Here is a 23,061-nt window from a genome sequence, read left to right on the forward strand (position 1 = left end):
TTACTTTTGAGTGGGGCTGGGTAAGTTTGGCGCGAACAGGAGAAGAGCATGTCCGCCATTCAAGACCATCCGCTGCGCTACAAATTGGCCAACGAGTTGCATGCGCGTCCGTTTCCGACGTTGAGTGCGCCGTGTCGGGCGGTCTATATCGCCTGGCGCATTCCGCCAGACCAGGTGGGGTTGGACACGGCGGCGGAGTTGGATCACCTTTATGATCTGCTTGATCGATATGGCGCGCCACATCCGCAGCCGGGCGCCACGCATTTTACCTGCCAGATCGGGCGGGACACGTTGAAGTGGGAACAGCACGCGGAGTTTGTGACCTACACGATGTTCCTGCCTCAGGTCAGCACGCGGGCGTTTGATCCGGCGGATCTGGATGTGTTCCCGGAGGACTGGCTGGCGGCGGCGCCGGGGCAGCGGGTGACTTCGATCATGATCCGGGTGGAGAACATGCCGAGCGATGAGCAGATGCTCACCTCGATCAATGAGTGGTTCCTGCCGGAGACCGTGGCGGCGAACTATGTGTTGGATCATTCCTGTGTGGTGGCGACGGATTTCCGGATCGCGGCCAACGGGCATCAGAACATGGCGGTGTTTGTGGCGCCGGAAACCGGGGCACGGCGTGTTGGCCGTGTGGTGCAACGGCTGTGTGAGATCGAGACCTACAAATGCATGTCGATGCTGGGTTATTTCCGCGTGAAAGCGATCTCGCGCGAGCTGGGGGCGTTGGAAAGTGACGCGGCGCGATTGATGGGGCATCTGCGCAGTGATGAGAATGATGCGGCGGAGACTTTGCAGGCGCTATTGGCGTTGTCGGGCGATGTGGAGCGGTTGATTGCAGACACGTCATTCCGGTTTGGCGCGACCAGTGCCTATGAGGGCATTGTGCAGCAACGCATCAAGATCCTGCGTGAGGAGCGGTTTCATGGGCGGCAGACATTCAGCGAGTTTATGATCCGCCGGTATGAGCCGGCGATGCGCACGGTGGACCACAGCGAAGCCCGGTTGCAGTCTTTGGCGGAGCGGGTGGGGCGCGCGGCGCAATTGTTGCGGACCAAAGTGGAGGTGGCGCGCTCGGCGCAGAACCAGGCGCTGTTGGAGAGCATGGATCGGCGGGCGGACTTGGCTCTGCGCTTACAGGAGACGGTGGAAGGACTGTCTGTGGTGGCAATCAGCTACTACGCGGTCTCTTTGGCGGGCTATCTGGTCTATCCGTTGGCGACGCCATTGGGCATGAGCAAAGGGGTGGTTCTGGCGGTGCTGACACCCATTGTGGTGCTGGGGGTCTGGGGTATGGTGCGGCGCATCAAGGCCAAGATGCACTGACACAGGCGGTTTGGCTTTTTGTTGCGAATCAATGGCTTCTCTGCGACGCGGCGAGACGGGTGACGCCGGGTCGCATCGACCTTAAGGGCAAGAAATTGCAGGTTTCAAAGGCGGCTGTGCCGGAAAAATCGGTGAATTGAGCGGATTTCCACCAAGGAAAGGGGACAATTCGTTTCCGTTCTTCAGGTTTCTTCTTATAGTCAAGAAGATGCACGCGAAAAGACCTGCACGCCCTCAGGGAGATAGACACCGATGATCCGTTCGGAATTGATTCAGAAAATCGCAGACGAAAACCCACACCTCTACCAGCGCGACGTGGAGCGCATCGTGAATACGATCTTTGAAGAGATCACAGAAGCGATGAGCCGCGGCGACCGTGTTGAGCTTCGGGGCTTTGGCGCGTTCTCCGTCAAACAGCGTGACGCCCGCGTTGGGCGCAACCCGCGCACTGGTGAATCGGTGGAAGTGGAAGAAAAGCACGTGCCGTTCTTTAAGACCGGCAAGCTTTTGCGGGATCGTTTAAACGGAAAGTAAGCTATGCGCTACATTCGCTATGCATTTCTCGGCAGTTTGGCTGTCGTGTTGATCGCGGTTGCTTTGGCAAACCGCGATTTGGTCACTTTGACTTTGTTGCCAGCGGTGGCAGAGGAGTGGTTCGGGATCAATCACGCGGTTGACGTTCCGCTTTTTGCGGTGATCTTTGGTGCCATTGTGGTGGGCCTGGTTGTTGGGTTTGTCTGGGAATGGATGCGCGAGCACCGTCACCGTGCGGACAAGACCAAGGCGCAGAAAGAGCTGCACAAAACGCAGCGCGAGGTGCGTCGTCTGAAGGGCCGCGAGGCGGAGAAGAAAGACGAGGTGCTGACGCTTTTGGATGAAGCCAGCTGAGCGCTTTGCTTTGGCCGATGGGTCAGGTAGATCTCCCTCATGGATATTCGGGTCAAGATATGCGGGCTAAAAGAGCCTGCGCATGTGGCTGCGGCGGCGGAAGCTGGCGCGGCTTATGTGGGGTTTGTCTTTTTTGAGAAGTCGCCGCGCAACGTTGGCATCACGCAGGCGCGGGATTTGGCGGTTGAAGCTCCCGTGGGGGTCGCCAAGGTCGCACTCACTGTGAATGCGGATGATGCGTTTCTGGACAAGCTGGTCGAGGCCGTTCCTTTAGACATGTTACAGCTGCATGGCAGTGAAAGCCCGGAGCGGGTTGCTGAGGTGCGGACGCGCTTTGGATTGCCGGTGATGAAGGCGATTGGCATTGCCGATGCTGAGGATGTGGCCAAGATTGATACCTACGGTGCGGTGGCGGATCAGCTGTTGGTGGATGCCAAGCCTCCAAAGACTGCGGAGCTGCCGGGCGGCAATGGGCTGTCATTTGATTGGCGTTTGGTGAACCGTAAGTATTGGCCACGTCCCTGGATGTTGGCCGGTGGTTTGACTGCTGACAACGTCGCCGAGGCGGTCAAGATGACCGGCGCACGTCAATTGGACCTGTCCTCAGGTGTCGAAAGCGCGCCGGGGGTGAAGGACATTGGTATGATCCGTGCCTTTATGAAAGCGGTTGAGAACGCGCTGTGACGCGCGGCGCGGATCGCGCAGCCACAGTCTAAGCATTGCAAAGCGCCGCAGTTGCCGGCGCTTTTTTAGTGCCTGGGCCTTGGCGAGGAAGATCTCGCGTTCTTTGGCGTAGCTGGACTTAGGCTGTGGCTCAGTGGGTCGGCTAGGGAGGAGATAGAAATTCATCGGAAAGCCTCATGTTGTGTTTGGGCTTGACCACTCTGCCGATTTTGAGCTTCCATTATTAGAGTGCCTAAATGAGAGTTTGATTTCAAAAATGGAACAATCGCCGTCGCTGGATGATCTGAGTCTGTTTGTGGACGTGGCCCGAGAAGGTGGCTTGGCGGGGGCGGCGCGCCGGACCGGAGCCACTGTGCCGACAATCAGCCGCAAGATGACGGCCTTAGAGCGGCAACTGGGGCGCAAATTGTTTGAACGGGGACCGCGCGGCTATGCCTTGACCGCGGAGGGGCGCGCGGTTTTGGAGCAGTTGCAAGACCTTAAAGAACTTCAGGCGCGGCTGACGCGCAGCCTGGGGCAACCGGATGCTGTGCGGGTAAGGGTGACTGCTGGCGCTTGGACGGCGTCTTATCTGGCGCGGCGTTTGGGGCAGGTTTGGAATATGGACGACCCGTGGCGGTTGGAATTTGTCGAAAGCACACGGATGCTGGATATCGCGCGTCGGGACGCGGACATCGGGATACGCAGTCGCAGGCCGGATCAGCCGTGGTTGGCGGGGCGGCGCACATCCAAAGTGGAGTTTGCGGTGTATGCCGCCTCAGACGATGTGGAAGGTTTTGTGGCGCTCAGTGCGGATGGGCCGCTGACGCCATCGGTGCGTTGGGTGCGGGGCAACCATGGGGGCGAAATCATCACAACCGCCTGCGAGGAAGGCACACTGGTGGATTTGGCCGTGGCTGGTGTCGGGCGGGTGGTGATGCCGACCTTTGTGGCAAGTGGCCTACCGGGGTTGAAGCAGGTTGCGCCGGTTATTCCTGAACTCAGCCATGATGAGTGGCTGGTGTGCCACCATGAGGCACGACATGATCCGCCCATTCGCGCAGCTTTGGAAGCGGTGGCGACGCTTTTGACATCCAAGTCACGCGTGCCAGCGTAGTCACAGAATGCTCGCCGCACACGCCAGCCGCGCTTTGCGCTTGCGCATCCCACATGCGGCGTTTTAGGTAACTGCGACGCAAGGGAGAGACGCAAATGTCTAACGATCTTTTCAACAGCTTTATGACTGGTCCCGATGAAAATGGCCGGTTTGGCGATTTTGGCGGCCGCTTTGTGAGCGAAACGCTGATGCCGCTGATCCTTGATCTGGAAGCGGAATATGAAAAGGCCAAAGATGATCCGACCTTTTGGGCGGAAATGGACGATTTGTGGAAGAACTATGTGGGCCGTCCAAGCCCGCTGTACCATGCCTCTCGTATGACCGAAGAGCTGGGCGGTGCGAAGATCTACCTGAAGCGGGACGAGTTGAACCACACCGGCGCGCACAAAGTGAACAACGTGCTTGGTCAGATCATTCTTGCACGTCGTATGGGCAAGACCCGGATCATTGCTGAAACCGGCGCGGGACAGCACGGTGTGGCAACGGCTACGGTCTGTGCGAAATTTGGCCTCAAATGTGTGGTCTATATGGGCGCGCATGATGTGCAGCGTCAGGCGCCAAACGTGTTCCGGATGCGTTTGCTGGGGGCAGAAGTGGTGCCGGTGACATCCGGTCGTGGCACGCTAAAGGACGCGATGAACGATGCGCTGCGCGATTGGGTGACCAACGTGCGTGACACGTTCTATTGCATCGGTACGGCGGCTGGTCCGCACCCATATCCAGCCATGGTGCGCGATTTCCAGTCGATCATCGGCAAAGAGGTACGTTGGCAGCTGGAAGAGCAGGAAGGCGAGGGCCGTCTGCCGGATACAGTGATTGCGGCAATTGGTGGTGGGTCCAACGCGATTGGTCTGTTCTACCCGTTCCTCGACGAAAAGTCCGTCAACATCATTGGTGTTGAGGCCGGTGGTCGCGGTGTGAACGACAAGATGGAGCATTGCGCGTCTTTGTCCGGTGGCCGTCCTGGTGTGCTGCATGGCAATCGCACGTATCTGTTGCAGGATGATGATGGTCAGATCCTTGAGGGCTATTCCATTTCCGCCGGTCTGGATTATCCGGGCATTGGGCCGGAGCACAGCTGGCTGAACGACATTGGCCGCGCGCAATATGTGTCGATCACCGACAAAGAGGCGCTTGAGGCGTTCCAGTTCTCCTGCTCGATGGAAGGCATCATTCCGGCGCTGGAGCCAAGCCATGCGCTGGCGCATGTGATGAAGATTGCGCCGACTTTGCCGAAGGACCACATTTTGGTAATGAACATGTGTGGCCGTGGCGACAAGGACGTGCAGACCGTTGCGCGTCATCTGGGCTTTGACATGTCTGACACCGAAGGCCGCAGCGCGGATTGATCCGTTAGGCGCATCGAAACATTCTAGGCGTCCCTGTGGGGCGCCTTTTTCTTTGGGTCAGCGCTTTATACCAAAGGGTATAAGACTAGGCTTTTGCGGCACCGCCACGCAGGAGAGATGGCGTAAATTTGGATGTAAGGCACATGCGGACAGGCGCCGTACATGCCACCCAAATTTTCGGAGGAATACCCAATGAAAGCCCTTACAGATACCGCGTCCTCGTCCCGTGAAACCGCCACTCCTATGCAGCGGGCCAAACAACTCGCAGAGCGTGTTGTTACGTCAATGCGCCAGCAGGGCTATCAGGACATTGAGTATATCCTGACCGAGTGCCAGTTGAAGGTGGTGGCCAGTGCAACCGGCAAAGCGCCGCGCACACAATACCTTTCAATGCCCACGTCGTCCTTTGGTGGCGGGCGGAACGCCGGGCACTCCGTACCGAAGCGCCGCTTTGTGCTCTAATGTAAGGGCCTAAACCAAGGTTTATGCTTCTAAACCCTTGGTCAATGGCGCGTTCAATAAACCCGTGGTCAATAGAGCGCGGGCCGATCTCATCACAGGTTGAGGGCACAGCGCCACTGACGGCGCTTCCACTCAACATCGAGGAGAGAGACCCATGAAACGCATTCTTTTGACATCCAGCGTGATTGCATTGGGGCTGGGGGTTCAGGTGCACGCGGAGACTTTTGCACAACGCGTCGAAGCGGCCATGATTGCGGATGGTTACAGCGACATCGAGATCGAATTGGTCGATGGCAAACTTAAGGTCGAAGGCAAGAAAGACGGGATGGAGGTTGAAACCGTGTATCTCGCCGCTTCGGAGGAGGTTTTGTCTCAGCAGGTCGAAGAAGATGATGACAACGATGATGACAATGATGATGACCAGGGCGGCGACGAGGATGAGGACGATGACGATGCCGACGATGATGGCTCCGATGCCGACGATGATGACGAAGACGAAGACGAAGATGACGACGATGATGATGGCGAAGACGAAGATGACGACTGAGAAGGCGTAGGAAAGCTGAAGGCTTGAGGTCTGCCAGCCTCTGATCTGGTCCCAATTTTTGCCATCCACTCACGGTTCCGGTAAACGGTATGGGATCGAAGTTTCTTCAGCCGGTCGGCGCGTTGTCCCACGCGTCGACCATTTTGCGGATAAGTTACATGACACCAAAAGCACTTGCCTTGGGCCTGACGCTGGTCGCTGCACTTTCAGGCACAGCACAAGCCGAGACACGGGTGGAAGCCATTGCGCGTCACTTGGCGGAGCAGGGCTATCACGACATTGAAATTGGCCGGACCTTTCTGGGCCGTGCACGTATCGAAGCTGAGAAAAACGGCATGGAGCGTGAGATCATCGTTAATCCGCGCACAGGGGAGATTCTGCGCGACTATTGGGAAGAAGATGATGAGCACAAGGTGCTGGGCGGCTCGGCGGATAGCGAGAAATCGGAGCGGACCAGCAGCGGTGTGAAAAGCGACGACCTCGAGGACGACATCGACGACGACGAAGACGACGCGGATGACGATAACGACGACGCGGATGACGATAATGATGACAATGATGATGATTAGAGCGATCGCCTGTTGTCAGTTTACAGCGGAGGTGACTTCGTGAACCGTCGCTGGGTTTTGATTGGCCTTTTTGTGCTGCAGGGCCTCTGTGCCTTGTTCTTTGTCACGGAGATTGTGCTCACGGTGATCGGTGCCCGCACGGCGCCTATCAGTTGGCACATCCGCGAGCTTTTGGAGCTTGGCGCAGTTGTCGGTCTTGTGCTGGGGGTGATCCTAGGTGGGGTTGCGCTGCAACAGGCGGTGCGGGCCCGAAAAGACGCGGAGGCCAGCCTGCGGGGGGTACAAAGTGCGTTTCGTGAGCATTTGGAGGCGACATTTGTGGCTTGGGCGCTGACCCCGGCGGAGCGGGATGTGGCGCTGTTCACCATCAAAGGCATGTCTATTCAAGAAATCGCCGGTCTGAGAAATACGTCGGAAGGCACAGTTAAGGCGCAAAGCAATGCCATTTACCGCAAAGCCGGTGTGAGCGGGCGGGCCCAGCTGCTGAGTTTGTTTCTGGAAGATTTGTTGGCGGAAGAGACTGACATCTAAGCGCGTGAGCAGCGCGTGGCTCATCCCGGTTGGCGGGCGTCATGTTCTTGCAAGACCCGCAATGGCACAATGTCCAACGCGCGCATATGGGTGGCTGCGAGGTTGACCTTGGGGGCGCAGCCTTCGTCGTGGGCTTGTAAGAAGCGCGCGGCGCAGAGGCACCAGGAATCGCCCGGTTTTAGGCCTGCAAAATTGAAGTTTGGCCGTGGGGTGGAGAGATCGTTGCCGACATATTTGGAAAAGGCGAGAAACTCCGCAGTCATGACGGCGCAGACAGTGTGGCTGCCTTGATCCTCGGCGCAGGTATTGCAGGCGCCGTCGCGGAAGAAACCGGTCAGGGGATCAGTGGAGCAGGCAGCGAGTGTTTCGCCGAGCACGTTTACGGAAGCATCTTTTTCTACCATGCCGAGACCTTGGCACAGGGGGCGGGCGGCAGGCAACGCTCATCCGGCGATGGCAGCGCGGAATAACTTAAATGATCATTCAAGTTTTGATTGACGGGCATGGCGTGCGTGGCGAAGCATGACCTTTATGAAACAGATTCTTGAACCCGCCCGCCAGATTGATGTGATCCATGAAACTGAGGTGTTGGTTGTTGGCTCCGGCCCCGGTGGGCTGTCGGCGGCGCTCGCAGCCGCGCGGGCGGGCGTGGAGGTCACGCTGGTGGAGCGGTTTGGCTGTTTTGGCGGCAATATCACCGTGGTGGGTGTGGAAGGCATGCATTGGTATCGCCATGAGCATACCGTGGAGAGCATGGGCATTCCCAAGGAGTTTGAGGACGCCGCCAAGGAAGCGGGCGCGGCGGTACCGGAGAGCCAGTCGCTGAGCTATGAGATTGACAGTGAAGGCTTCAAACTGGTGGCGGATCGGATGGTCGAAATCGCAGGGATTCATCCGATGTTGCACCGGGCTTTTGTGGCGCCGATCATGGAAGGCGACGAGATCAAAGGCATCATCACCGAGTCCAAAGCGGGACGCGAAGCGATAATGGCGAAGGTGGTGATAGATGCCACCGGCGATGCAGACATTGCCCATCGGGCTGGGGCACCGTGTCGGATGGCGCCGCGTGAAGACCTGATGGCGGCCTCGGTGATGTTTCATCTTGCCGGAGTGGACAAGACAGCCTTCATGGAAGGGATTAAGGCCGATCCACAGACCTACGCCGATTGGGGCGGCGGCGGAGAGTGGAACATTGAGACCTCGGGCAAAGAAGATGAGATGTTCTCGCCGTTCCTGCACAAGCCGTTTGCGCAGGCCATCAAGGCCGGGTTGATCCCGCCGCACCTGAATACGATTGCCGGCACCTGGGGCGCGATGCATGACAGCGGTGAGCTGACCTATATGAACCTCGTGCATCTGGCGGGAATTGACGGCACCGATCCGGACAGTCTGACGGCGGGCGAGATTGAAGGGCGTAAGCAGGCGATGCTGGCGATTGAGGCGCTCAAACGGTTCATGCCGGGCTGTGAGAATGCGCGGTTGCGGAACTTTGGCATGAGCCTGGGCATTCGCGATACGCGCAAGGTGGACACGGTCTACAGCATGACCGAATTGGATGTGCGCGAGCAGGGGCGGTTTGAGGACAGCATCGGGATTTTCCCGGAGTTTATCGATGGCTACGGCATTCTGATCCTGCCCACCACGGGGCGTTATTTTGAGGTGCCTTATCGCAATCTGTTGCCGCAAGGTGTGAAGAACCTGCTGGTGTCAGGACGTGCCACGGCGGGGCATAAGGTGGCCCATGCGGCGACGCGCAATATGGCGTGCTGTGCGGTGATCGGTCAGGGCGCTGGTGTGGCGGCGGCGTTGAGCGTGCAGCAAGGACGAGCGCTTGATGACCTCAACATTACGGATATTCAGGCGGAACTGGTTCGGCAGGGCGCGCGGGTGCACTAAGAACACGGGCAGCGGGGCAACCAGCCAGAAGTGGTCTGGAAACGGGGGCTGGCAGCCCCCGCATTGGTCAGCACCTAGGGGGCAGTTTGTGCAATTTCGCGGAACAGTGCGATGTTGCCATCTGTCACGCCGCTTTCCTTGAATTTCCGGTCGGCGGAGTTCACCGCAATCACCACGCCATGGGGGCGGTTGATGTAGATGTATTGGCCGTAGACGCCGATACCGAAGAATTCGCCGTCGCGCGGGTCTTTGGGCATCCACCATTGGTAGCCATAGTGCAATTTGCCCTCTTTGGTGTTGGCGCTGGGCACGGTGGCGGCGGCGAGCCAGTCTGCGGGGACCACTTGGGCGCCGTTGTATTCGCCGTTCTGTAGGATCATCTGACCAAAGCGGGCGTAGTCGCGGGTGCGGATGTTGAGGCCGCCGAGCACAAAGGCCACGCCTTCGCCGTCGGTGACATAGTAGGGCTCTTGTTCATAGCCGAGTTTGGAGATGATTTTTTCAGACAGAAGATCAGGGATGGAACGGCCGGTCGCGCCCCGGATGACCATGCCCAACACATGGGTGTCGATGGAGACGTATTGGAATTGTTTGCCGGGCTCCACGAAGGTCTCAGTGAGGCCCGCAGCAAAGCCGTCTATGGTGCCGCCCATGGCAAGAACGCGGCCCATGCGGTTGATATCGCTGTTGAAATCCAGGTAGTCCTCGTCAAAGGTCACGCCGGAGGACATCTGCAACACGTTCAACACGGTGGCGCCGTCATAGGCGGTGCCTTTCAAAAGTGGGGCGTAGGTGGTGACCTGTTCGTTGATGTCGATCAGGCCTTCGTTCACCACGATACCCATCAAGGACGACAGGTATGATTTGGCCACCGACCAGCTGATCCGCAGGTCTTCGGGGGCGGTGTCCTGATAGTAGCTTTCGTGCACCTTTTGGCCGTCTTTGAGTACCACCATACCGGTCACGGCGCGGTCTTTGGTCCAGCTGTCAAAGCTGGCTGGCATGGTCATGTCGGCGCCGTTGGGCAGGGGGCTAACCGCTGCGTCGCCCTTGGCAATCCCGGCTGAGAGGAAGAGCGTGTCCATGTTGGAGAAGTTGGAGACAATCTTCTCCTCGGAGAACAGCGAGTTCACTGCCAGCAGGCGGGTGATTTCTTCGCGTTTGAGTGCATAGACGGTCAGCGCGGCCAGGATCAGCATCAGAAGAATGCGGCCAAGCCATTTACCAAAGGTGCGCATGTGTGGGGTCCCCTCCCTAATTTTGTTGGACGGAGTTGAGCATTAAGAGATGGTGGGCAGCAACGGTGACGTTAGGGGAGTTTGGCGGGTGCTTGCCATTCCACCCAGCGGCCGTGGAAGTCGGCGCGGCCCAGAGGGATTGTGTGGTTGCCTGGCCAGAGGCGCAATGTGAGCGCGGCGCCGTGGGGGATGTCGTCCGCTTCATAAGTCAGCCACGCGAGAGGCGCGGTCTCGGTAGCCTGCGCACCGGCGGCCTCCATCAAGGACGTGCCGTGGCTTTGGCGCTCTTCCGGGAAGTATTGCCAGGCCACGGTGGAGTAGACCATGTGCAATTCGTTGGCGTTCGGCGCGGACAGGCGATGGTCCAGCCAAGAGATGGCGTCGTCTTGGTCAAGTTCGGCGGTGTTGAGCGCAATCGCCGCTTGGGTGCGGTGTAAGCGTTCTTCCTGATCGGCCCAGAGATAGCTTTGCAGGCGCAGGGCGTCCTCGGGGTTCGCGCTGTTGAGTGGGTTGAGGTCCACGCCGCGGCGGTTTGAGATGGTTGCGTTTGCCGTGGGCGGGAGCGGGCCGGTCCATTGGGGGGATAGGGCGACTGTGCTTTGCGGACCGTAACCTTCACCGATATCGAGATGAAACTGATCAAACATCAGGTTCAGACCAGCGGAGGCACCCAGTTCGGATAGCTTGATGGGCAGGCCAAAGCGATCTGCCAAAAGATGCGCTGTGGCGATCAGCACAGCGGAGCGGCGCACTTCGTTGGTTTGCGGCGCGTGGGTGATCCAGTCGGTTAGAAAAGCGTCGTGGGTGCGCAGTGCAATCAGGACAGCGTTTTGCAGGTCACGGTCATCGCTTTTGTTGGGCGGGTAGACGGCGGTGAGGCCTGCGTCTTTGCCTTGCAGAACCAGCGCATGCAAACCGCCTGCGATGCGCAGCGGTAGGCTATGGCCTTTGGGGCTGATGTCCCCCTCAAACGTGGCGCATTTGGCGGCGAGGGCTGTATCCTCTGGCCAATGGTCTGCAAGCAGACGTAGCAGGCGGCCCATAAGCAGGCTGTCGAGCGCCTCGCAGCTCTCGGCCTGCGACAAAAATGCAGCCTGCATCGCTCTCAAGAGAATTTGTCCATGAGTTTTTGCAGGGGGCTACGGCTGTCCTCGGTGGGGGCTGGTGTTGGGACTGGCTCTGGTTTTGGAGTCTCAGTTCTAGTCTCTGGCTTGGTATTGGCTTTGGCGTTTGGATTGGCCTTACCGGTGGAAGGGCGCGGCGGGTTGAGGCGCATGGCAACTGCATTGGAAAACTTGGCGGTGTCACCCTCCGCCAAATGGGCCGCGCCGTCGGAAATGCCGCGCAGCATGTCGTCGAGCCAATCCTGATCCATCTTGTGAAAATCATGCAGCACATAGTGGCTGACCAGGTCTTTGCGGCCAGGATGACCAACGCCCATGCGCACACGACCGTAGGCCTCACCAATGTGCTGATGGATCGAACGCAATCCGTTGTGGCCGGCATGACCACCGCCCATTTTGTACTTTAGCTTGCCAGGTTTGAGATCAAGTTCGTCGTGGAACACCACCACGTCCTCCGGTGCGATTTTGTAAAACCGCATGGCCTCACCGACGGATTGACCGGAGAGGTTCATGAAGGTTTCTGGCTTCAGCAAGAGCACTTTTTCGCGCCCCAAACGGCCCTCGGTCAGCGCGCCCTGAAATTTGCCTTTGAAAGGCGCAAAACCATGATCAGAGGCGATCTGATCCATCGCCATAAAGCCGATGTTGTGTCGGTTCTGCGCATATTTGGAGCCCGGATTGCCAAGGCCAACAAAGAGTTTCATGAGGTCTGCTCGCGTAAGTTTCTGCGGCGCAATATAGCTTTGCCGCCGGGGAGAGGCAAATCACTCGGCTGGGGTGGTCTTATCGCTTTGGCAGCGGGCGAGGTGGTCGTCGTCGTGCAGCTTGAGTTTGCGCGAGGCGGTGAAATCCTGACGCACGTGATCCCACCAGGCGCCAAGGTAACTGCGCTCTGCCTTAGCATGAAACACTTCCGGCGCCGTGCGGTGCAGGGTCGGCAGGCGGGTCCAGGGCACGTTGGGAAAGGAATGGTGTTCGTTGTGATAGCCGGTGTTGAACAGCAGCCGGTTGATGGGGCCGTAGGTGGAGCGGGTTGGGTTCACATCATCATCGCCGGGATGTTCGGTGAGCGATTGGCCGAGGTTGGTGATACCCAGTTTGCCAAGGAAGAAGGAGAGCGACCAGAGGTGGTAGAGCAGGGCCCACGGACCCAGCAATACCAGCATTGTGATGTTGGAGAGCGCGGAGACCACGATGTAGGGGCGCATGTCGGCGGATGTGGCGGAGGTGCCGGTGAAGCGCGGCTGTGGGTCGCGCACGGGGCGACCTGAGGCTTTGGTGTAGAGCGGTGGCAGGATTTTGTCTGCGATGAAGATGGAGCCAAGCGGCAGGGCGTGCAGGACCAGTGTCAGCGCGGTGAGCAGCTTTTGCAGCACAGGATGGGTGCGGCCAATGGCAAAGCGGGCTTGCAGGGCGCAGAGGTCTTCGTGCTCATAATCGTTGTCGTAGTCGCCGACAAAGGGATGGTGGCTGGTGACGTGCTGGTGTTGGTAGGTGAGCTGTTTGCCGTAGGAGGTCAGGATGAACTCCAAGCCGAGATCAAAGGCGAGCTTGGGCGCAGGGTCGCGAAACACCAGCTTATGGCAGGTTTCGTGAATGAGGCTGGCGGCGGAGTGGTAAACCAACTGCCCAATCAGAAAGGCGGTGAGGCCTATCACCCAAATCGGTTGACCGGATACCAACCAGGCGATGCACCAATGCACAGCTAGCAAAACAGGCAAGGACAATGCGGTGAGTGGCTGCGTGCCGGAAAGCGCCGCGAGTTCCGGATGCGCCGCCAGCGCCTCTTTGCGCATCTCGTTGTGGCGACGGGATTGGGGCGAGATGCCTTTGGGGCGCGTTGGTTGGGCTTGGTTGGTCATCACAAATAAAACAGCTTCAAATCGATGGCCCCACCCTGACGTGACGCAGAGGTGGGGTCAATGACAGGGCTTCATTTGGCCTCAAATATCCCGGGTTGGGCGTATGACCAATGCGCCAGGGGCAGCGCCCCTCAGGCGCGAGGCTGGGCCTCGCGCCCCCATTTGCCTGATCCAACGCCTAGAGAGTCGCTGTGCGGGTTTCCGCACAAGTCTGAAATGCACTGTGCGGGAAATCGCACGGGGGGCGGTTTGCTGCTCCCGGAAGCCTACCAAGTTTCCGGTATAACCATTTGCAAAGACACAAAATAACGGAGAGATGGGTGCAAGGAAAAAGAAACTGTTGAGCGGGCTTTCGCCGACAGTCACAGTTTTGTCATCGCACGCTTTAGAGGCGTGAGGAGGACATCGGACAAATTCTGGGAGGAAACCGATATGAAATTTTTGACAACTGCCGCCACCGCGCTGGCGCTGACTGTGACCGGTGCGAGCTTTGCCTCTGCCGCCTGTGACGACGGCGAGATTGTTGTGAAGTTCAGCCACGTGACCAACACCGACAAGCACCCAAAAGGGATTGCGGCGTCGCTCTTGGAAAAGCGCGTGAACGAAGAGATGAACGGCAAGATGTGCATGGAGGTTTTCCCGAACTCCACGCTTTACAACGACAACAAAGTTCTGGAAGCGATGCTGCAGGGCGACGTTCAACTGGCCGCACCTTCGCTGTCCAAGTTTGAAAAGTTCACCAAGCAGTTCCGCCTGTTTGACCTGCCCTTCATGTTCAAAGACGTGGCAGCCGTGGATGCATTCCAGGCGTCTGAAAACGGTCAGGACATGCTGGACAGCATGCAGCGCCGTGGCCTGCAGGGTCTGGGTTACTGGCACAACGGCATGAAGCAGATGTCTGCAAACGTGCCGCTGAACGTTCCATCCGATGCAAACGGTCTGAAGTTCCGCGTACAATCCTCTGACGTGCTGGTTGCACAAATGGAAGCCATGGGTGGTTCCCCCCAGAAGATGGCCTTCTCCGAAGTATACGGCGCGCTGCAGCAGGGCGTTGTGGACGGTCAGGAAAACACCTGGTCCAACATCTACGGCAAGAAGTTCTTCGAGGTGCAGGACGGTGTGACCGAAACCAACCACGGCATTCTGGATTATCTGGTTGTGGCTTCCGTGGACTGGCTCGACAGCCTGCCAGCGGACGTACGTGAAGAGTTCCTGACGATCTTCAACGAAGTGACCGCCACACGGAACGCAGAATCCTATGCGGTGAACCAGGCTGCAAAACAGTCCATCATCGACGCAGGTGGCACCATCCGGTCTTTGGACGCGGCACAGCGTGAAGAGTGGGTGAACACCATGAAGCCGGTTTGGGAGAAATTCTCTGACGACGTTGGACAGGAAAACATCGACGCGGCACAGGCGATCAACGCCTCTATGTAAGTCTTTGACTTAACTTGAAAACACAGAGCGGGCGGGCCGCAAATGGCCCGCCCGTTTTGCAAACAAAAACACTCACGGGACGCGGGACAATGCAAACCAAGCATACCTTTGTGGACCGGATTGAAGAAACGCTGATCGCGTTTTTTCTGGGCATGATGACATTGATTACCTTTGCCAATGTGATTGCCCGGTTCGGTTTTAACTCCAACATTCTATGGGCCCTGGAAGCGACCGTTTTCCTGTTCGCCTGGCTGGTGCTTCTGGGCGCCTCTTATGCGGTCAAAAAACATGCGCATCTGGGCGTGGATGTGATCATCAATATGGTCAGCCCGGCCGTGGCGCGCATCATTGGCCTTATCGCCGCAGCCGCCTGTCTGGCTTATGCGGTACTGATGCTGAAAGGCGCCTATGACTACTGGGCGGTTTTTGCTGATCTGCCACCAACCTCGGGCCGCTGGTTCCCAACCGGTTTTGCCGAGAAGTTCCGCAGCCAGTCCTTTTATGAGGTGCAGGATGTGCCGATGGTTGGCATGTTCCAGTTCCTTGAGGACCTGATCAACTATGGCGATGAGTATGAGAAGCTGCCCAAAGTGGTGCCGTATATCGTGCTGCCCATTGGCATGCTGCTGCTGACTTACCGCTTTATCCAGGCATCCATGCAGATCTTCCGCGGTCAGACAGACCGTCTGGTGGCGAGCCATGAGGTGGAAGACGAAATTGAAGAAGTGCGTGCACTTCAAGGGGAGCACGACTGATGGAAGTTGTTCTACTATTCTCCATGGTCATTGGCCTCTTGCTGATCGGTGTGCCGATTGCGGTGTCCCTTGGTCTCAGCTCGATCCTGTTCCTGCTGTTTTTCTCGGATGCCACTTTGGCCTCCGTGGCAGGCACGTTGTTTGAGGCCTTTGAAGGTCACTTCACCCTGTTGGCGATCCCATTCTTCATTCTGGCCTCGAGCTTCATGACCACCGGTGGCGTGGCGCGGCGGATCATCCGCTTTTCCATTGCTTGTGTGGGCCACTTGCCCGGCGGTCTGGCAATTGCGGGTGTGTTTGCCTGTATGATGTTTGCGGCGCTGTCCGGTTCATCCCCGGCAACGGTTGTGGCCATCGGTTCCATTGTGATAGCGGGCATGCGCCAGGTGGGCTACTCCAAGGAGTTCGCCGCAGGTGTGATTTGTAACGCAGGCACATTGGGTATCCTGATCCCACCGTCCATCGTAATGGTGGTCTATGCGGCGGCTGTGGAAGTCTCCGTTGGCCGGATGTTCCTTGCGGGTGTGATCCCGGGTCTCATGGCTGGTCTGATGCTGATGATCACCATTTATGTGATGGCGAAAGTCAAAAACCTGCCAAAAGGTGACTGGCTGGGCTGGGGGGAGATTTTCGAATCCGGACGTGACGCCGGTTTTGGTTTGTTCCTGATCGTGATCATTCTGGGCGGCATCTACGGCGGTGTGTTTACGCCAACCGAGGCCGCAGCTGTGGCGGCTGTCTACGCCTTCCTGATTGCCTGTTTTGTCTACAAAGACATGGGGCCATTGGCGGCGGACAACAACGGTGGTCAAAAGGTCTCTCTGTTCAAGAAGCCTTATGCGTTGCTCACGGCGTTTGTGCATGGCGACACCAAACACACGTTGTTTGAGGCGGGTAAGCTGACCATTACACTGCTGTTTGTGATCGCCAATGCGTTGATCTTGAAGCATGTTCTGACCGAACAGCAAGTACCGCAGCAGATCGCGGGCGCAATGCTCAACGCGGGCTTTGGTCCGGTGATGTTCCTGATCGTGGTGAACGTGATCCTGCTGATTGGTGGTCAGTTCATGGAGCCATCGGGCCTCTTGGTTATTGTTGCACCATTGGTGTTCCCGATTGCGATCGAGCTGGGCATTGATCCGATCCACCTGGGCATCATCATGGTGGTGAACATGGAAATCGGGATGATCACGCCGCCGGTGGGGCTCAACCTGTTTGTGACCTCCGGTGTGGCTGGCATGCCAATGATGTCTGTTGTGAAGGCGGCTCTGCCATTCCTCGCAGTGCTCTTTGTCTTCCTGATTATGGTGACCTACATCCCATGGATTTCGACATATTTGCCGAACACTTTCATGGGACCGGAGATCATCACCAAATAGCGTAGGTGACAAAGAGGAGCGCTTCCGCGCACTTATTCAGATGAGATGAGAGGCGACGCTCCTGTTTGGGGCGTCGTTTCTTTTTGTGGGGTGTAGTAGAGACTTTGCTGAGAAGCGGTTTAGGGGCAGGTCTGCCCTGAACGCGCCCTGTCCAGGGTGTGGTTTGAGAAAGCCGCATCAAGGCCATGCCGCTGCGCGGGCGCATACGCGCGCCTTGACCCGCCCCCCTCAAACGGCGGCGGACTTAGAGGCGGGTGGCAATGTAGCCGCAGCTGGTGCGGCTTGGAGGGCCTTTGGAAAAAGGCACGGCTTGGATGTTGGTAAAACCGGTGGCGGTTAGCATGGCGTGCACGTCCGAGGGTGTGAAAGCTTTGTGGCCCCAGCGCCAGCGCACGAGGGCAGTGCACCAATGCGGTTTGCTAACCGATAAGGCGATTTGTCCCCCTTTGCGCAGACGGCTGGCAAACCAACGTAGGCCGTCTTGCGGTGTGTCGAGATGTTCGATCACATGGGCAGAGAGCAGTAGATCACAGCTGTTTTCGGGGACGGCGGTGCTGCCGAGGGTGTCTTGGTGAAAGGTCGTGTAGGGCACTTGAGAGAGGTTGTCGCGGGCCTGCGAGAGCATGTCTTCGGAACTGTCCAGCATGTGCAGGGCGCTGTGGGGCAGGTTGGTTTTGAGCCAAGCCTGCGCCAGTGCGCCAGTGCCACAGCCCGCGTCCAGAACCGTTGGATGAGTTTTTAGGGGGGGAAGGGCCGCGATGAGGTCATCATAGGCGGCGGGGTAACCAAGGCGCGTGATGTCGCTGTGCCAGCGGTGAGAAAACTGGGCATACAGGGACGAGAGCGGCGCCTTGGCCATGGGGTTAGCTTGCGTCAAGCGCGGTGATGATGGCACCGAAGTCGCTGGCCTTCAGGCTGGCGCCACCGACCAGCGCGCCGTCGACGTTGGAAACCGCGAAGATCTCTTCTGCGTTACTGGGTTTCACTGAGCCGCCGTAGAGTAGCGGCACAGTGCGGCCGACACCTTCGCCAAAACGACGCTCCAGGCGCATGCGCATGAAGTCGTGTACCTCGCCGATCTGGCTCATGGTGGGGACTTTACCGGTGCCAATGGCCCAGATCGGCTCATAGGCCACCACCAGGTTTTCGCCGGTGGCACCGTCTGGGATGGAGCCTGCCAATTGTCCCCCGATGATGTCTAGTGTGTTGTCGGCGTCGCGCTCTGACAGGCTTTCGCCCACGCAGATCACGGTGACAAGGCCAGCATCCCAGGCGGTTTTGGCTTTGGTGCGTACGTCTTCGTCGCGCTCGCCATGGTCTTCTCGGCGTTCAGAATGGCCGAGGATTACGTGGGAGGCGCCTGCGTCTTTCAGCATGTCGGCGGCGACATCGCCAGTATGGGCGCCGCTGGTGTTGGCGTGGCAGTCCTGACCGCCGATGGCGAAAGTGCCCGCCACGTCTTTGGCGCGGGAAATCAAGGTGGCAGGGGGGCAGATCAGGATGTCGGTGGTGTCGGCGGTTTCGAGTGCGGCAAGCGCCTCAAGCTCCACCAGTGCTGCGGCGGTGCCGTTCATTTTCCAATTGCCTGCTGCCAGCTTGCGTCGCATGACGTGCCCCTTCAAAAGATGTTGTTTGGCAAAGTCATGCGGGGGCGGACGTCCTAGGTCAAGGCCATCAGGTTAATTTTGGCGCACCGTTCGCGGCAACTTGCTCTGCAAGTTCGTCCATATCTTTGAATTTGATGGATTCGCCACAGCCGCAGGCGTCGGCCACGTTGGGATTGTTGAACTTGAAGCCGCTTTCCAGGAGCGAGACTTCGTAGTCAATTTCGGTGCCAAACAAGAACATCTGCGCCATTGGGGCGATCATCACAACAGCGCCGTCTTTTTCGACCACTTCGTCATGCGGATCACGGTCGGTCACGTAGTCCATGGTGTATTCCATGCCCGCGCATCCGCCTTTCTTCACGCCAATACGCAGACCGGCGTGGCCTTCTTTGTCCATGAGCCGGGCGATCTGTTTGATCGCCGCAGGTGTCATGGTCAGGGCTTGTTTTCCGGGAATGCCAAACATCGACTTTCCTTTCTAACCTATTGAAAGATTACATAAAGCCCAGTTCAAGGCGGGCTTCGTCGCTCATCATTTCCATGCCCCACGGGGGCTGCCAAACCAGCGCAACCTCAACGGTGCGCACGCCGCCAACACCGGCGATGGCCTCTTGTACCCAGCCTGGCATTTCGCCAGCCACAGGGCAACCCGGGGCGGTCAGGGTCATGATCACATTTACGTCGTTTTCCGCAGAAATCTCGATGGTGTAGATCAGGCCAAGGTCGTAGATATTCACCGGAATTTCCGGGTCATATACACTGCGACAGGCCTCTACGAGTTGCTCGTGCAAAGGATGATCCACGCTGGAAGGCGCGATCAGTGGCGTGCCTTCGACGGGATCGGAAGTTGGATCGGGGGCCTGTGTCATATTCTGTCCTGCCATAAACCTGAGCTTTTCATATAGGAAAACTTGCAAGCGGCGTCCAGAGGGGGAGGTGAGCGAAATTGGCGCATCAGTATTGCGTCGGTATCGCGGCTGTTTTGCGGAGGTGCCATGAGGAGCCTGTGAGGCGTGACTTTGGCGTCCTTGACAAAGCAGCGGGGCCCGAAGGCCCCGCCAAAAATCAATCGTTGATATCGTGATTGAAGGTTTTGACTTCGCTTTTTGGCAAAGCAAAAACCCGTCGCATCACCAGCCAAGCCATGAGGCTGAGGGCAGCAAACACCAGCAGGAGCATTGGCACCGACAGGAGCTGTAGCGGGCCGAGAAGGGCAACCCCAACCAAGGCCGCGCCAATGGCGAAGCCAAGGAAGATAAAGCCCGGTGCCAGTACTTCGAGAATGGCCAGCACCAAGGCGGCGGCGAGCCAGACCCACCAAATTGTCAGAAGGTCTGTCATCGCTTACCCTTTCAACAGTTTGAAGGCGTCGCCAAAGGCCTCAAGCGCCGCGGCTGGCAGCACGATGGTTTGCTTGCCGTCGCCGTTGCCAAGCGCATTGAGCGCTTCAACCTGTTTCAGCGCCACTTGGTATTGTGCCGCTTCAATGCCGTTTTCCTTGATGGCTTTGGCAACCACTTCGGTGGCGTAGGCTTCGGCGTCCGCGCTGATCCGGCGGGCCTTGGCGGTTTGCTCTGCGGCATAGAGTTCGGCGTCCGCCTGAAGCTCTACAGAGCGCTTTGTGCCCTCGGCCTCTGTCACCTGAGCGCGACGGGCACGTTCGGCGTTCAGCTGCTGCAACATGGCGTCGCGGGTGGCCTGATCGAGGTTCACGTCGAGGATTTCGGCGCGGGTCACTTCGATGCCCCAGTCGTCCACAGCCGTTTCGACGCTGGACTGAATGGAACTGATCAGGCTGGCGCGATTGGATTGGACCTCGTCGAGATCCATCTTACCAATTTCTGCCCGCACGATACCTGCGACGGTGGTAGAGATAGCGCCGTCCACGTCACGGATGCGGTACACGGTCTTTTCCGGCTCCAGAATGCGGTAGAAGACGGAGGTGTCGATTTGCACCAGCACGTTGTCTTTGGTGATGGCGTCTTGGGTGGCGTTGGGCAGCTGGCGCTCCAGAATGGAGATCTGGTGGCGTACAACGTCCAGAAACGGCACCACAAAGTTGATGCCTGGCCCAAGCACCGAGTGCAGGCGGCCAAAGCGTTCCACAACGTGTTTTTCCGATTGTGGCACGATGCGCACACCTTTCAGAACCACAACAATCAGGAACACTGCGGCCAGCAGGATCACGATGTTTTCAGATAGTAACGAGAAGATCAGGTCTTCGTTCATTATGCTCTCTCCCCAGAAAGTGTTTGTTATCTATGGGTTGGAATATGGTCACATCGGCGTGTTTTACAAGTTACATGGTTCGGCGTAAGGAGGGGGAAATTTTGCGCAAACTCCCCGATGAAGGTCTCAGATGTCTGAAAAGTTTTCGTTTTCGCTGCATGCCACAGATGGCAAAGCCCGCACCGGGGTGATCAACACACCACGGGGGGATATTCGCACGCCTGCGTTTATGCCGGTGGGCACGGCGGCCACCGTGAAAGCAATGATGCCAGAGAGCGTGCGCGCGACCGGGGCGGACATTCTGCTGGGCAACACCTACCACCTGATGTTGCGGCCTACAGCAGAGCGGATTGATCGTTTGGGCGGGTTGCACAAGTTTATGAACTGGGACCGGCCCATTCTGACAGACAGTGGCGGGTTTCAGGTGATGAGCCTCGCGGAACTGCGTAAGCTGACCGAGAAAGGCGTCACATTTAAGAGCCACATTGATGGATCCAAACATTCGCTGACGCCGGAACGCTCGATGGAGATCCAGAAGCTGTTGGGCAGTGACATTATCATGTGTTTTGACGAGTGCCCGGCGCTGCCTGCGGATCGGGACCGGATTGCGGAGAGCATGCGGCTGTCGATGCGCTGGGCGCAGCGGTCGCGCGATGCCTTTGGAGATCGGCCGGGGCATGCGCTGTTTGGCATTCAGCAGGGCGGACTGGAGCAGGATTTCCGTGAGGAGAGCGCCGAGGCGTTAAAAGAGATTGGCTTTGATGGCTATGCTGTGGGTGGCCTCGCGGTTGGCGAAGGCCAAGAGAAGATGTTTGACTGTCTGGACTATGCGCCGGATATGCTACCGGTGGACAAGCCACGTTACCTGATGGGCGTTGGCAAGCCGGATGACATTGTTGGCGCGGTGAAACGTGGCATCGACATGATGGACTGTGTGTTGCCGTCTCGCTCTGGCCGGACGGGGCAGGTGTTCACGCGGTATGGCGTGGTGAACATCAAAAACGCGCGCCACGCGGATGATCCGCGGCCATTGGACGAAAACTGTTCCTGCCCGGCCTGTTCAAATTACTCACGTGCGTATTTGCACCATGTGTTCCGCAGCAATGAAATGATTTCCGGCATGCTGCTGACATGGCACAACTTGCATTACTTCCAAGAGATCATGCAGGGCATGCGCGATGCGATTGCAGCCGGAACCTTTGACGTCTGGGAAACAGAGTTCCACGCGCAGCGCGCGCAAGGCGATATTGAGCGGCTGTGAGGAGTGTCCTGATGAAGCGGTTTTTGATGGCGGCAGTGGTCGCTATGACGCCCGTTGCCGCGATGGCAGATGGGTTTTGCGGGGTCAGTGATCCGGCGGTGGTCTATGAGCGTCTCGCGGGCAGTTGGGTGCGCGAAGGCAGCACATCTGTGGAGGGCAATGTGACCTCCTTTGTGCGGCCGGCGCGGATGTTTGCCACTGAGATTGACAACGATGGTCGGTTTTATTCCGGCTTTGTGGACAGCATCATGGGCGAAGACGTCGCGCTGCGCTGGGCAGAGCCAAAACCTTATGACGTGGACCGCATAGATGATGTGCTGGACACAACCGTCCGTACGGATTTTGCAGATTTGTTGAGTGACACGCTATGTGGCCCGGAGGGGTTGCCACAGTTGCAGGTCGCGCTGCCGGAGTTTGATGATGGTATCACTGTATTTGGCACCATCACTCTGGTGCCGTACTTTGACGATCGGGTGCTAGAGACTTCGGAGCTGACCCTCAAAAGCGACGAAACGGTGCTTTTCATGACAGAAACGGTGCTCTTGCGTCCTGCGGAGTGACGGCTGCACGGGCGTCCTATCGGATGGCGGGAAGCTGGAGTCTATGTGTCCGCCTCGGTTGAGTAGCCCGTGCGTCACGCCTGGAACACCTTCTCTGTAGGCAAAATATTTTGCCTCTTTAGCCGTTTCCCGCCTTGTTCCTCACGTTCTGTAAAGGCATTGTGTGGTCCAACCAACAAAACGCCGTTGAAAGCGGGGGCGAGGCACCCCAAATCAATAAGCCGAGGAAACGGAAAGTGACCAGAGCGTTGCCACATG

27 protein-coding genes are annotated in these 23,061 nt (G+C 58.0%); 16 read left to right on the plus strand and 11 right to left on the minus strand.

Features of this window, described 5'->3' with window-relative positions; translation table 11 throughout:
- Window positions 1-48 precede the first annotated feature (48 nt).
- From Q0955_RS11590 to Q0955_RS11635, 10 genes are all read left to right on the plus strand, one after another.
- Window positions 49-1,329: a DUF3422 domain-containing protein gene (locus Q0955_RS11590; RefSeq protein ID WP_299424427.1), complete on the plus strand. Its 1,281-nt coding sequence runs from the start codon at window positions 49-51 to the stop codon at window positions 1,327-1,329.
- Window positions 1,330-1,581: 252 nt separating this feature from the next.
- Window positions 1,582-1,863 carry an integration host factor subunit beta gene (gene ihfB, locus Q0955_RS11595; RefSeq protein ID WP_294113766.1) on the plus strand — a complete coding sequence of 94 codons (282 nt, stop codon included), beginning with the start codon at window positions 1,582-1,584 and terminating at the stop codon, window positions 1,861-1,863.
- 3 nt (window positions 1,864-1,866) lie between these two features.
- Window positions 1,867-2,217, plus strand: a complete 351-nt coding sequence (locus Q0955_RS11600) for a LapA family protein (protein WP_299424429.1) — start codon at window positions 1,867-1,869, stop codon at window positions 2,215-2,217.
- A gap of 39 nt (window positions 2,218-2,256) precedes the next feature.
- Window positions 2,257-2,901: a phosphoribosylanthranilate isomerase gene (locus tag Q0955_RS11605; RefSeq protein ID WP_299424431.1), complete on the plus strand. Its 645-nt coding sequence runs from the start codon at window positions 2,257-2,259 to the stop codon at window positions 2,899-2,901.
- Between the two features lie 256 nt (window positions 2,902-3,157).
- Window positions 3,158-3,997 carry a LysR family transcriptional regulator gene (locus Q0955_RS11610; RefSeq protein ID WP_299424432.1) on the plus strand — a complete coding sequence of 280 codons (840 nt, stop codon included), beginning with the start codon at window positions 3,158-3,160 and terminating at the stop codon, window positions 3,995-3,997.
- 95 nt (window positions 3,998-4,092) lie between these two features.
- Entirely contained in the window at window positions 4,093-5,346 is a 1,254-nt protein-coding gene (gene trpB, locus Q0955_RS11615) for a tryptophan synthase subunit beta (RefSeq protein WP_299424434.1), read from the plus strand.
- A 162-nt stretch (window positions 5,347-5,508) separates the two neighbouring features.
- Window positions 5,509-5,808, plus strand: a complete 300-nt coding sequence (locus Q0955_RS11620) for a hypothetical protein (protein ID WP_299424435.1) — start codon at window positions 5,509-5,511, stop codon at window positions 5,806-5,808.
- Window positions 5,809-5,962: 154 nt separating this feature from the next.
- The gene (locus Q0955_RS11625) at window positions 5,963-6,355 is read left to right on the plus strand and encodes a PepSY domain-containing protein (protein ID WP_299424437.1); all 393 of its coding nucleotides are present in this window, start codon (window positions 5,963-5,965) and stop codon (window positions 6,353-6,355) included.
- A gap of 158 nt (window positions 6,356-6,513) precedes the next feature.
- Window positions 6,514-6,924, plus strand: a complete 411-nt coding sequence (locus tag Q0955_RS11630; protein WP_299424438.1) for a hypothetical protein — start codon at window positions 6,514-6,516, stop codon at window positions 6,922-6,924.
- Window positions 6,925-6,963: 39 nt separating this feature from the next.
- The gene (locus Q0955_RS11635) at window positions 6,964-7,455 is read left to right on the plus strand and encodes a LuxR C-terminal-related transcriptional regulator (RefSeq protein WP_299424440.1); all 492 of its coding nucleotides are present in this window, start codon (window positions 6,964-6,966) and stop codon (window positions 7,453-7,455) included.
- Window positions 7,456-7,475: 20 nt separating this feature from the next.
- Here the strand turns inward: Q0955_RS11635 and Q0955_RS11640 are convergent, their stop codons facing one another.
- Window positions 7,476-7,859, minus strand: coding sequence for a DUF2237 domain-containing protein (locus tag Q0955_RS11640; protein ID WP_299424442.1), 384 nt, complete (start codon window positions 7,857-7,859; stop codon window positions 7,476-7,478).
- A 127-nt stretch (window positions 7,860-7,986) separates the two neighbouring features.
- On the opposite strand from Q0955_RS11640, the gene Q0955_RS11645 reads away from it, so the two are divergent.
- Window positions 7,987-9,351: an FAD-dependent oxidoreductase gene (locus Q0955_RS11645; protein WP_299424443.1), complete on the plus strand. Its 1,365-nt coding sequence runs from the start codon at window positions 7,987-7,989 to the stop codon at window positions 9,349-9,351.
- A gap of 74 nt (window positions 9,352-9,425) precedes the next feature.
- On the opposite strand, the gene Q0955_RS11650 is transcribed toward Q0955_RS11645, so the two are convergent.
- The 4 genes from Q0955_RS11650 to Q0955_RS11665 all read right to left on the minus strand — a co-directional run bounded on the left by Q0955_RS11650 (window position 9,426) and on the right by Q0955_RS11665 (window position 13,575).
- Window positions 9,426-10,589, minus strand: a complete 1,164-nt coding sequence (locus tag Q0955_RS11650) for a serine hydrolase (RefSeq protein WP_299424445.1) — start codon at window positions 10,587-10,589, stop codon at window positions 9,426-9,428.
- 71 nt (window positions 10,590-10,660) lie between these two features.
- Complete coding sequence (locus Q0955_RS11655) at window positions 10,661-11,689, minus strand: DUF2332 family protein (protein ID WP_299424446.1); 1,029 nt, start codon at window positions 11,687-11,689, stop codon at window positions 10,661-10,663.
- 5 nt (window positions 11,690-11,694) lie between these two features.
- Window positions 11,695-12,417, minus strand: a complete 723-nt coding sequence (gene pth, locus Q0955_RS11660; RefSeq protein ID WP_299424447.1) for an aminoacyl-tRNA hydrolase — start codon at window positions 12,415-12,417, stop codon at window positions 11,695-11,697.
- A gap of 60 nt (window positions 12,418-12,477) precedes the next feature.
- Window positions 12,478-13,575, minus strand: a complete 1,098-nt coding sequence (locus tag Q0955_RS11665; protein ID WP_299424449.1) for a fatty acid desaturase — start codon at window positions 13,573-13,575, stop codon at window positions 12,478-12,480.
- 432 nt (window positions 13,576-14,007) lie between these two features.
- Here Q0955_RS11665 and Q0955_RS11670 point away from each other — a divergent pair, with 432 nt between their 5' ends.
- The 3 genes from Q0955_RS11670 to Q0955_RS11680 all read left to right on the plus strand — a co-directional run bounded on the left by Q0955_RS11670 (window position 14,008) and on the right by Q0955_RS11680 (window position 17,146).
- Window positions 14,008-15,012 (plus strand): DctP family TRAP transporter solute-binding subunit, encoded by a 1,005-nt coding sequence (locus tag Q0955_RS11670; RefSeq protein WP_299424450.1) that lies wholly within the window; start codon window positions 14,008-14,010, stop codon window positions 15,010-15,012.
- Window positions 15,013-15,101: 89 nt separating this feature from the next.
- Window positions 15,102-15,767 (plus strand): TRAP transporter small permease, encoded by a 666-nt coding sequence (locus Q0955_RS11675; protein WP_299424452.1) that lies wholly within the window; start codon window positions 15,102-15,104, stop codon window positions 15,765-15,767.
- A complete protein-coding gene (locus tag Q0955_RS11680; protein ID WP_299424453.1) occupies window positions 15,767-17,146 on the plus strand; it encodes a TRAP transporter large permease in 1,380 nt (459 codons plus the stop codon). Before Q0955_RS11675 ends, Q0955_RS11680 begins: the two co-directional genes overlap by 1 nt.
- Before the next feature lie 244 nt (window positions 17,147-17,390).
- On the opposite strand, the gene Q0955_RS11685 is transcribed toward Q0955_RS11680, so the two are convergent.
- The 6 genes from Q0955_RS11685 to Q0955_RS11710 form a co-directional block, all read right to left on the minus strand.
- Window positions 17,391-18,005 carry a class I SAM-dependent methyltransferase gene (locus Q0955_RS11685; RefSeq protein WP_299424455.1) on the minus strand — a complete coding sequence of 205 codons (615 nt, stop codon included), beginning with the start codon at window positions 18,003-18,005 and terminating at the stop codon, window positions 17,391-17,393.
- A gap of 4 nt (window positions 18,006-18,009) precedes the next feature.
- The gene (gene tpiA, locus Q0955_RS11690) at window positions 18,010-18,753 is read right to left on the minus strand and encodes a triose-phosphate isomerase (protein ID WP_299424456.1); all 744 of its coding nucleotides are present in this window, start codon (window positions 18,751-18,753) and stop codon (window positions 18,010-18,012) included.
- 67 nt (window positions 18,754-18,820) lie between these two features.
- A complete protein-coding gene (locus Q0955_RS11695) occupies window positions 18,821-19,219 on the minus strand; it encodes an iron-sulfur cluster assembly accessory protein (protein WP_299424458.1) in 399 nt (132 codons plus the stop codon).
- 28 nt (window positions 19,220-19,247) lie between these two features.
- Window positions 19,248-19,622, minus strand: coding sequence for an SUF system Fe-S cluster assembly protein (locus Q0955_RS11700; protein ID WP_299424460.1), 375 nt, complete (start codon window positions 19,620-19,622; stop codon window positions 19,248-19,250).
- A gap of 196 nt (window positions 19,623-19,818) precedes the next feature.
- Window positions 19,819-20,094 carry a hypothetical protein gene (locus tag Q0955_RS11705; RefSeq protein WP_299424461.1) on the minus strand — a complete coding sequence of 92 codons (276 nt, stop codon included), beginning with the start codon at window positions 20,092-20,094 and terminating at the stop codon, window positions 19,819-19,821.
- 3 nt (window positions 20,095-20,097) lie between these two features.
- Window positions 20,098-20,982 (minus strand): SPFH domain-containing protein, encoded by an 885-nt coding sequence (locus tag Q0955_RS11710; protein ID WP_299424463.1) that lies wholly within the window; start codon window positions 20,980-20,982, stop codon window positions 20,098-20,100.
- Between the two features lie 130 nt (window positions 20,983-21,112).
- Between Q0955_RS11710 and tgt the strand changes: the two genes are divergently transcribed.
- On the plus strand, window positions 21,113-22,243 hold the full coding sequence (tgt, locus tag Q0955_RS11715; protein ID WP_299424464.1) for a tRNA guanosine(34) transglycosylase Tgt: 1,131 nt from the start codon (window positions 21,113-21,115) through the stop codon (window positions 22,241-22,243).
- Between the two features lie 11 nt (window positions 22,244-22,254).
- A complete protein-coding gene (locus Q0955_RS11720) occupies window positions 22,255-22,803 on the plus strand; it encodes a hypothetical protein (RefSeq protein WP_299424466.1) in 549 nt (182 codons plus the stop codon).
- The last annotated feature ends 258 nt before the right edge of the window (window positions 22,804-23,061 follow it).

It is taken from the genome of uncultured Shimia sp. (assembly GCF_947493595.1).
Taxonomy (GTDB): domain Bacteria; phylum Pseudomonadota; class Alphaproteobacteria; order Rhodobacterales; family Rhodobacteraceae; genus Shimia.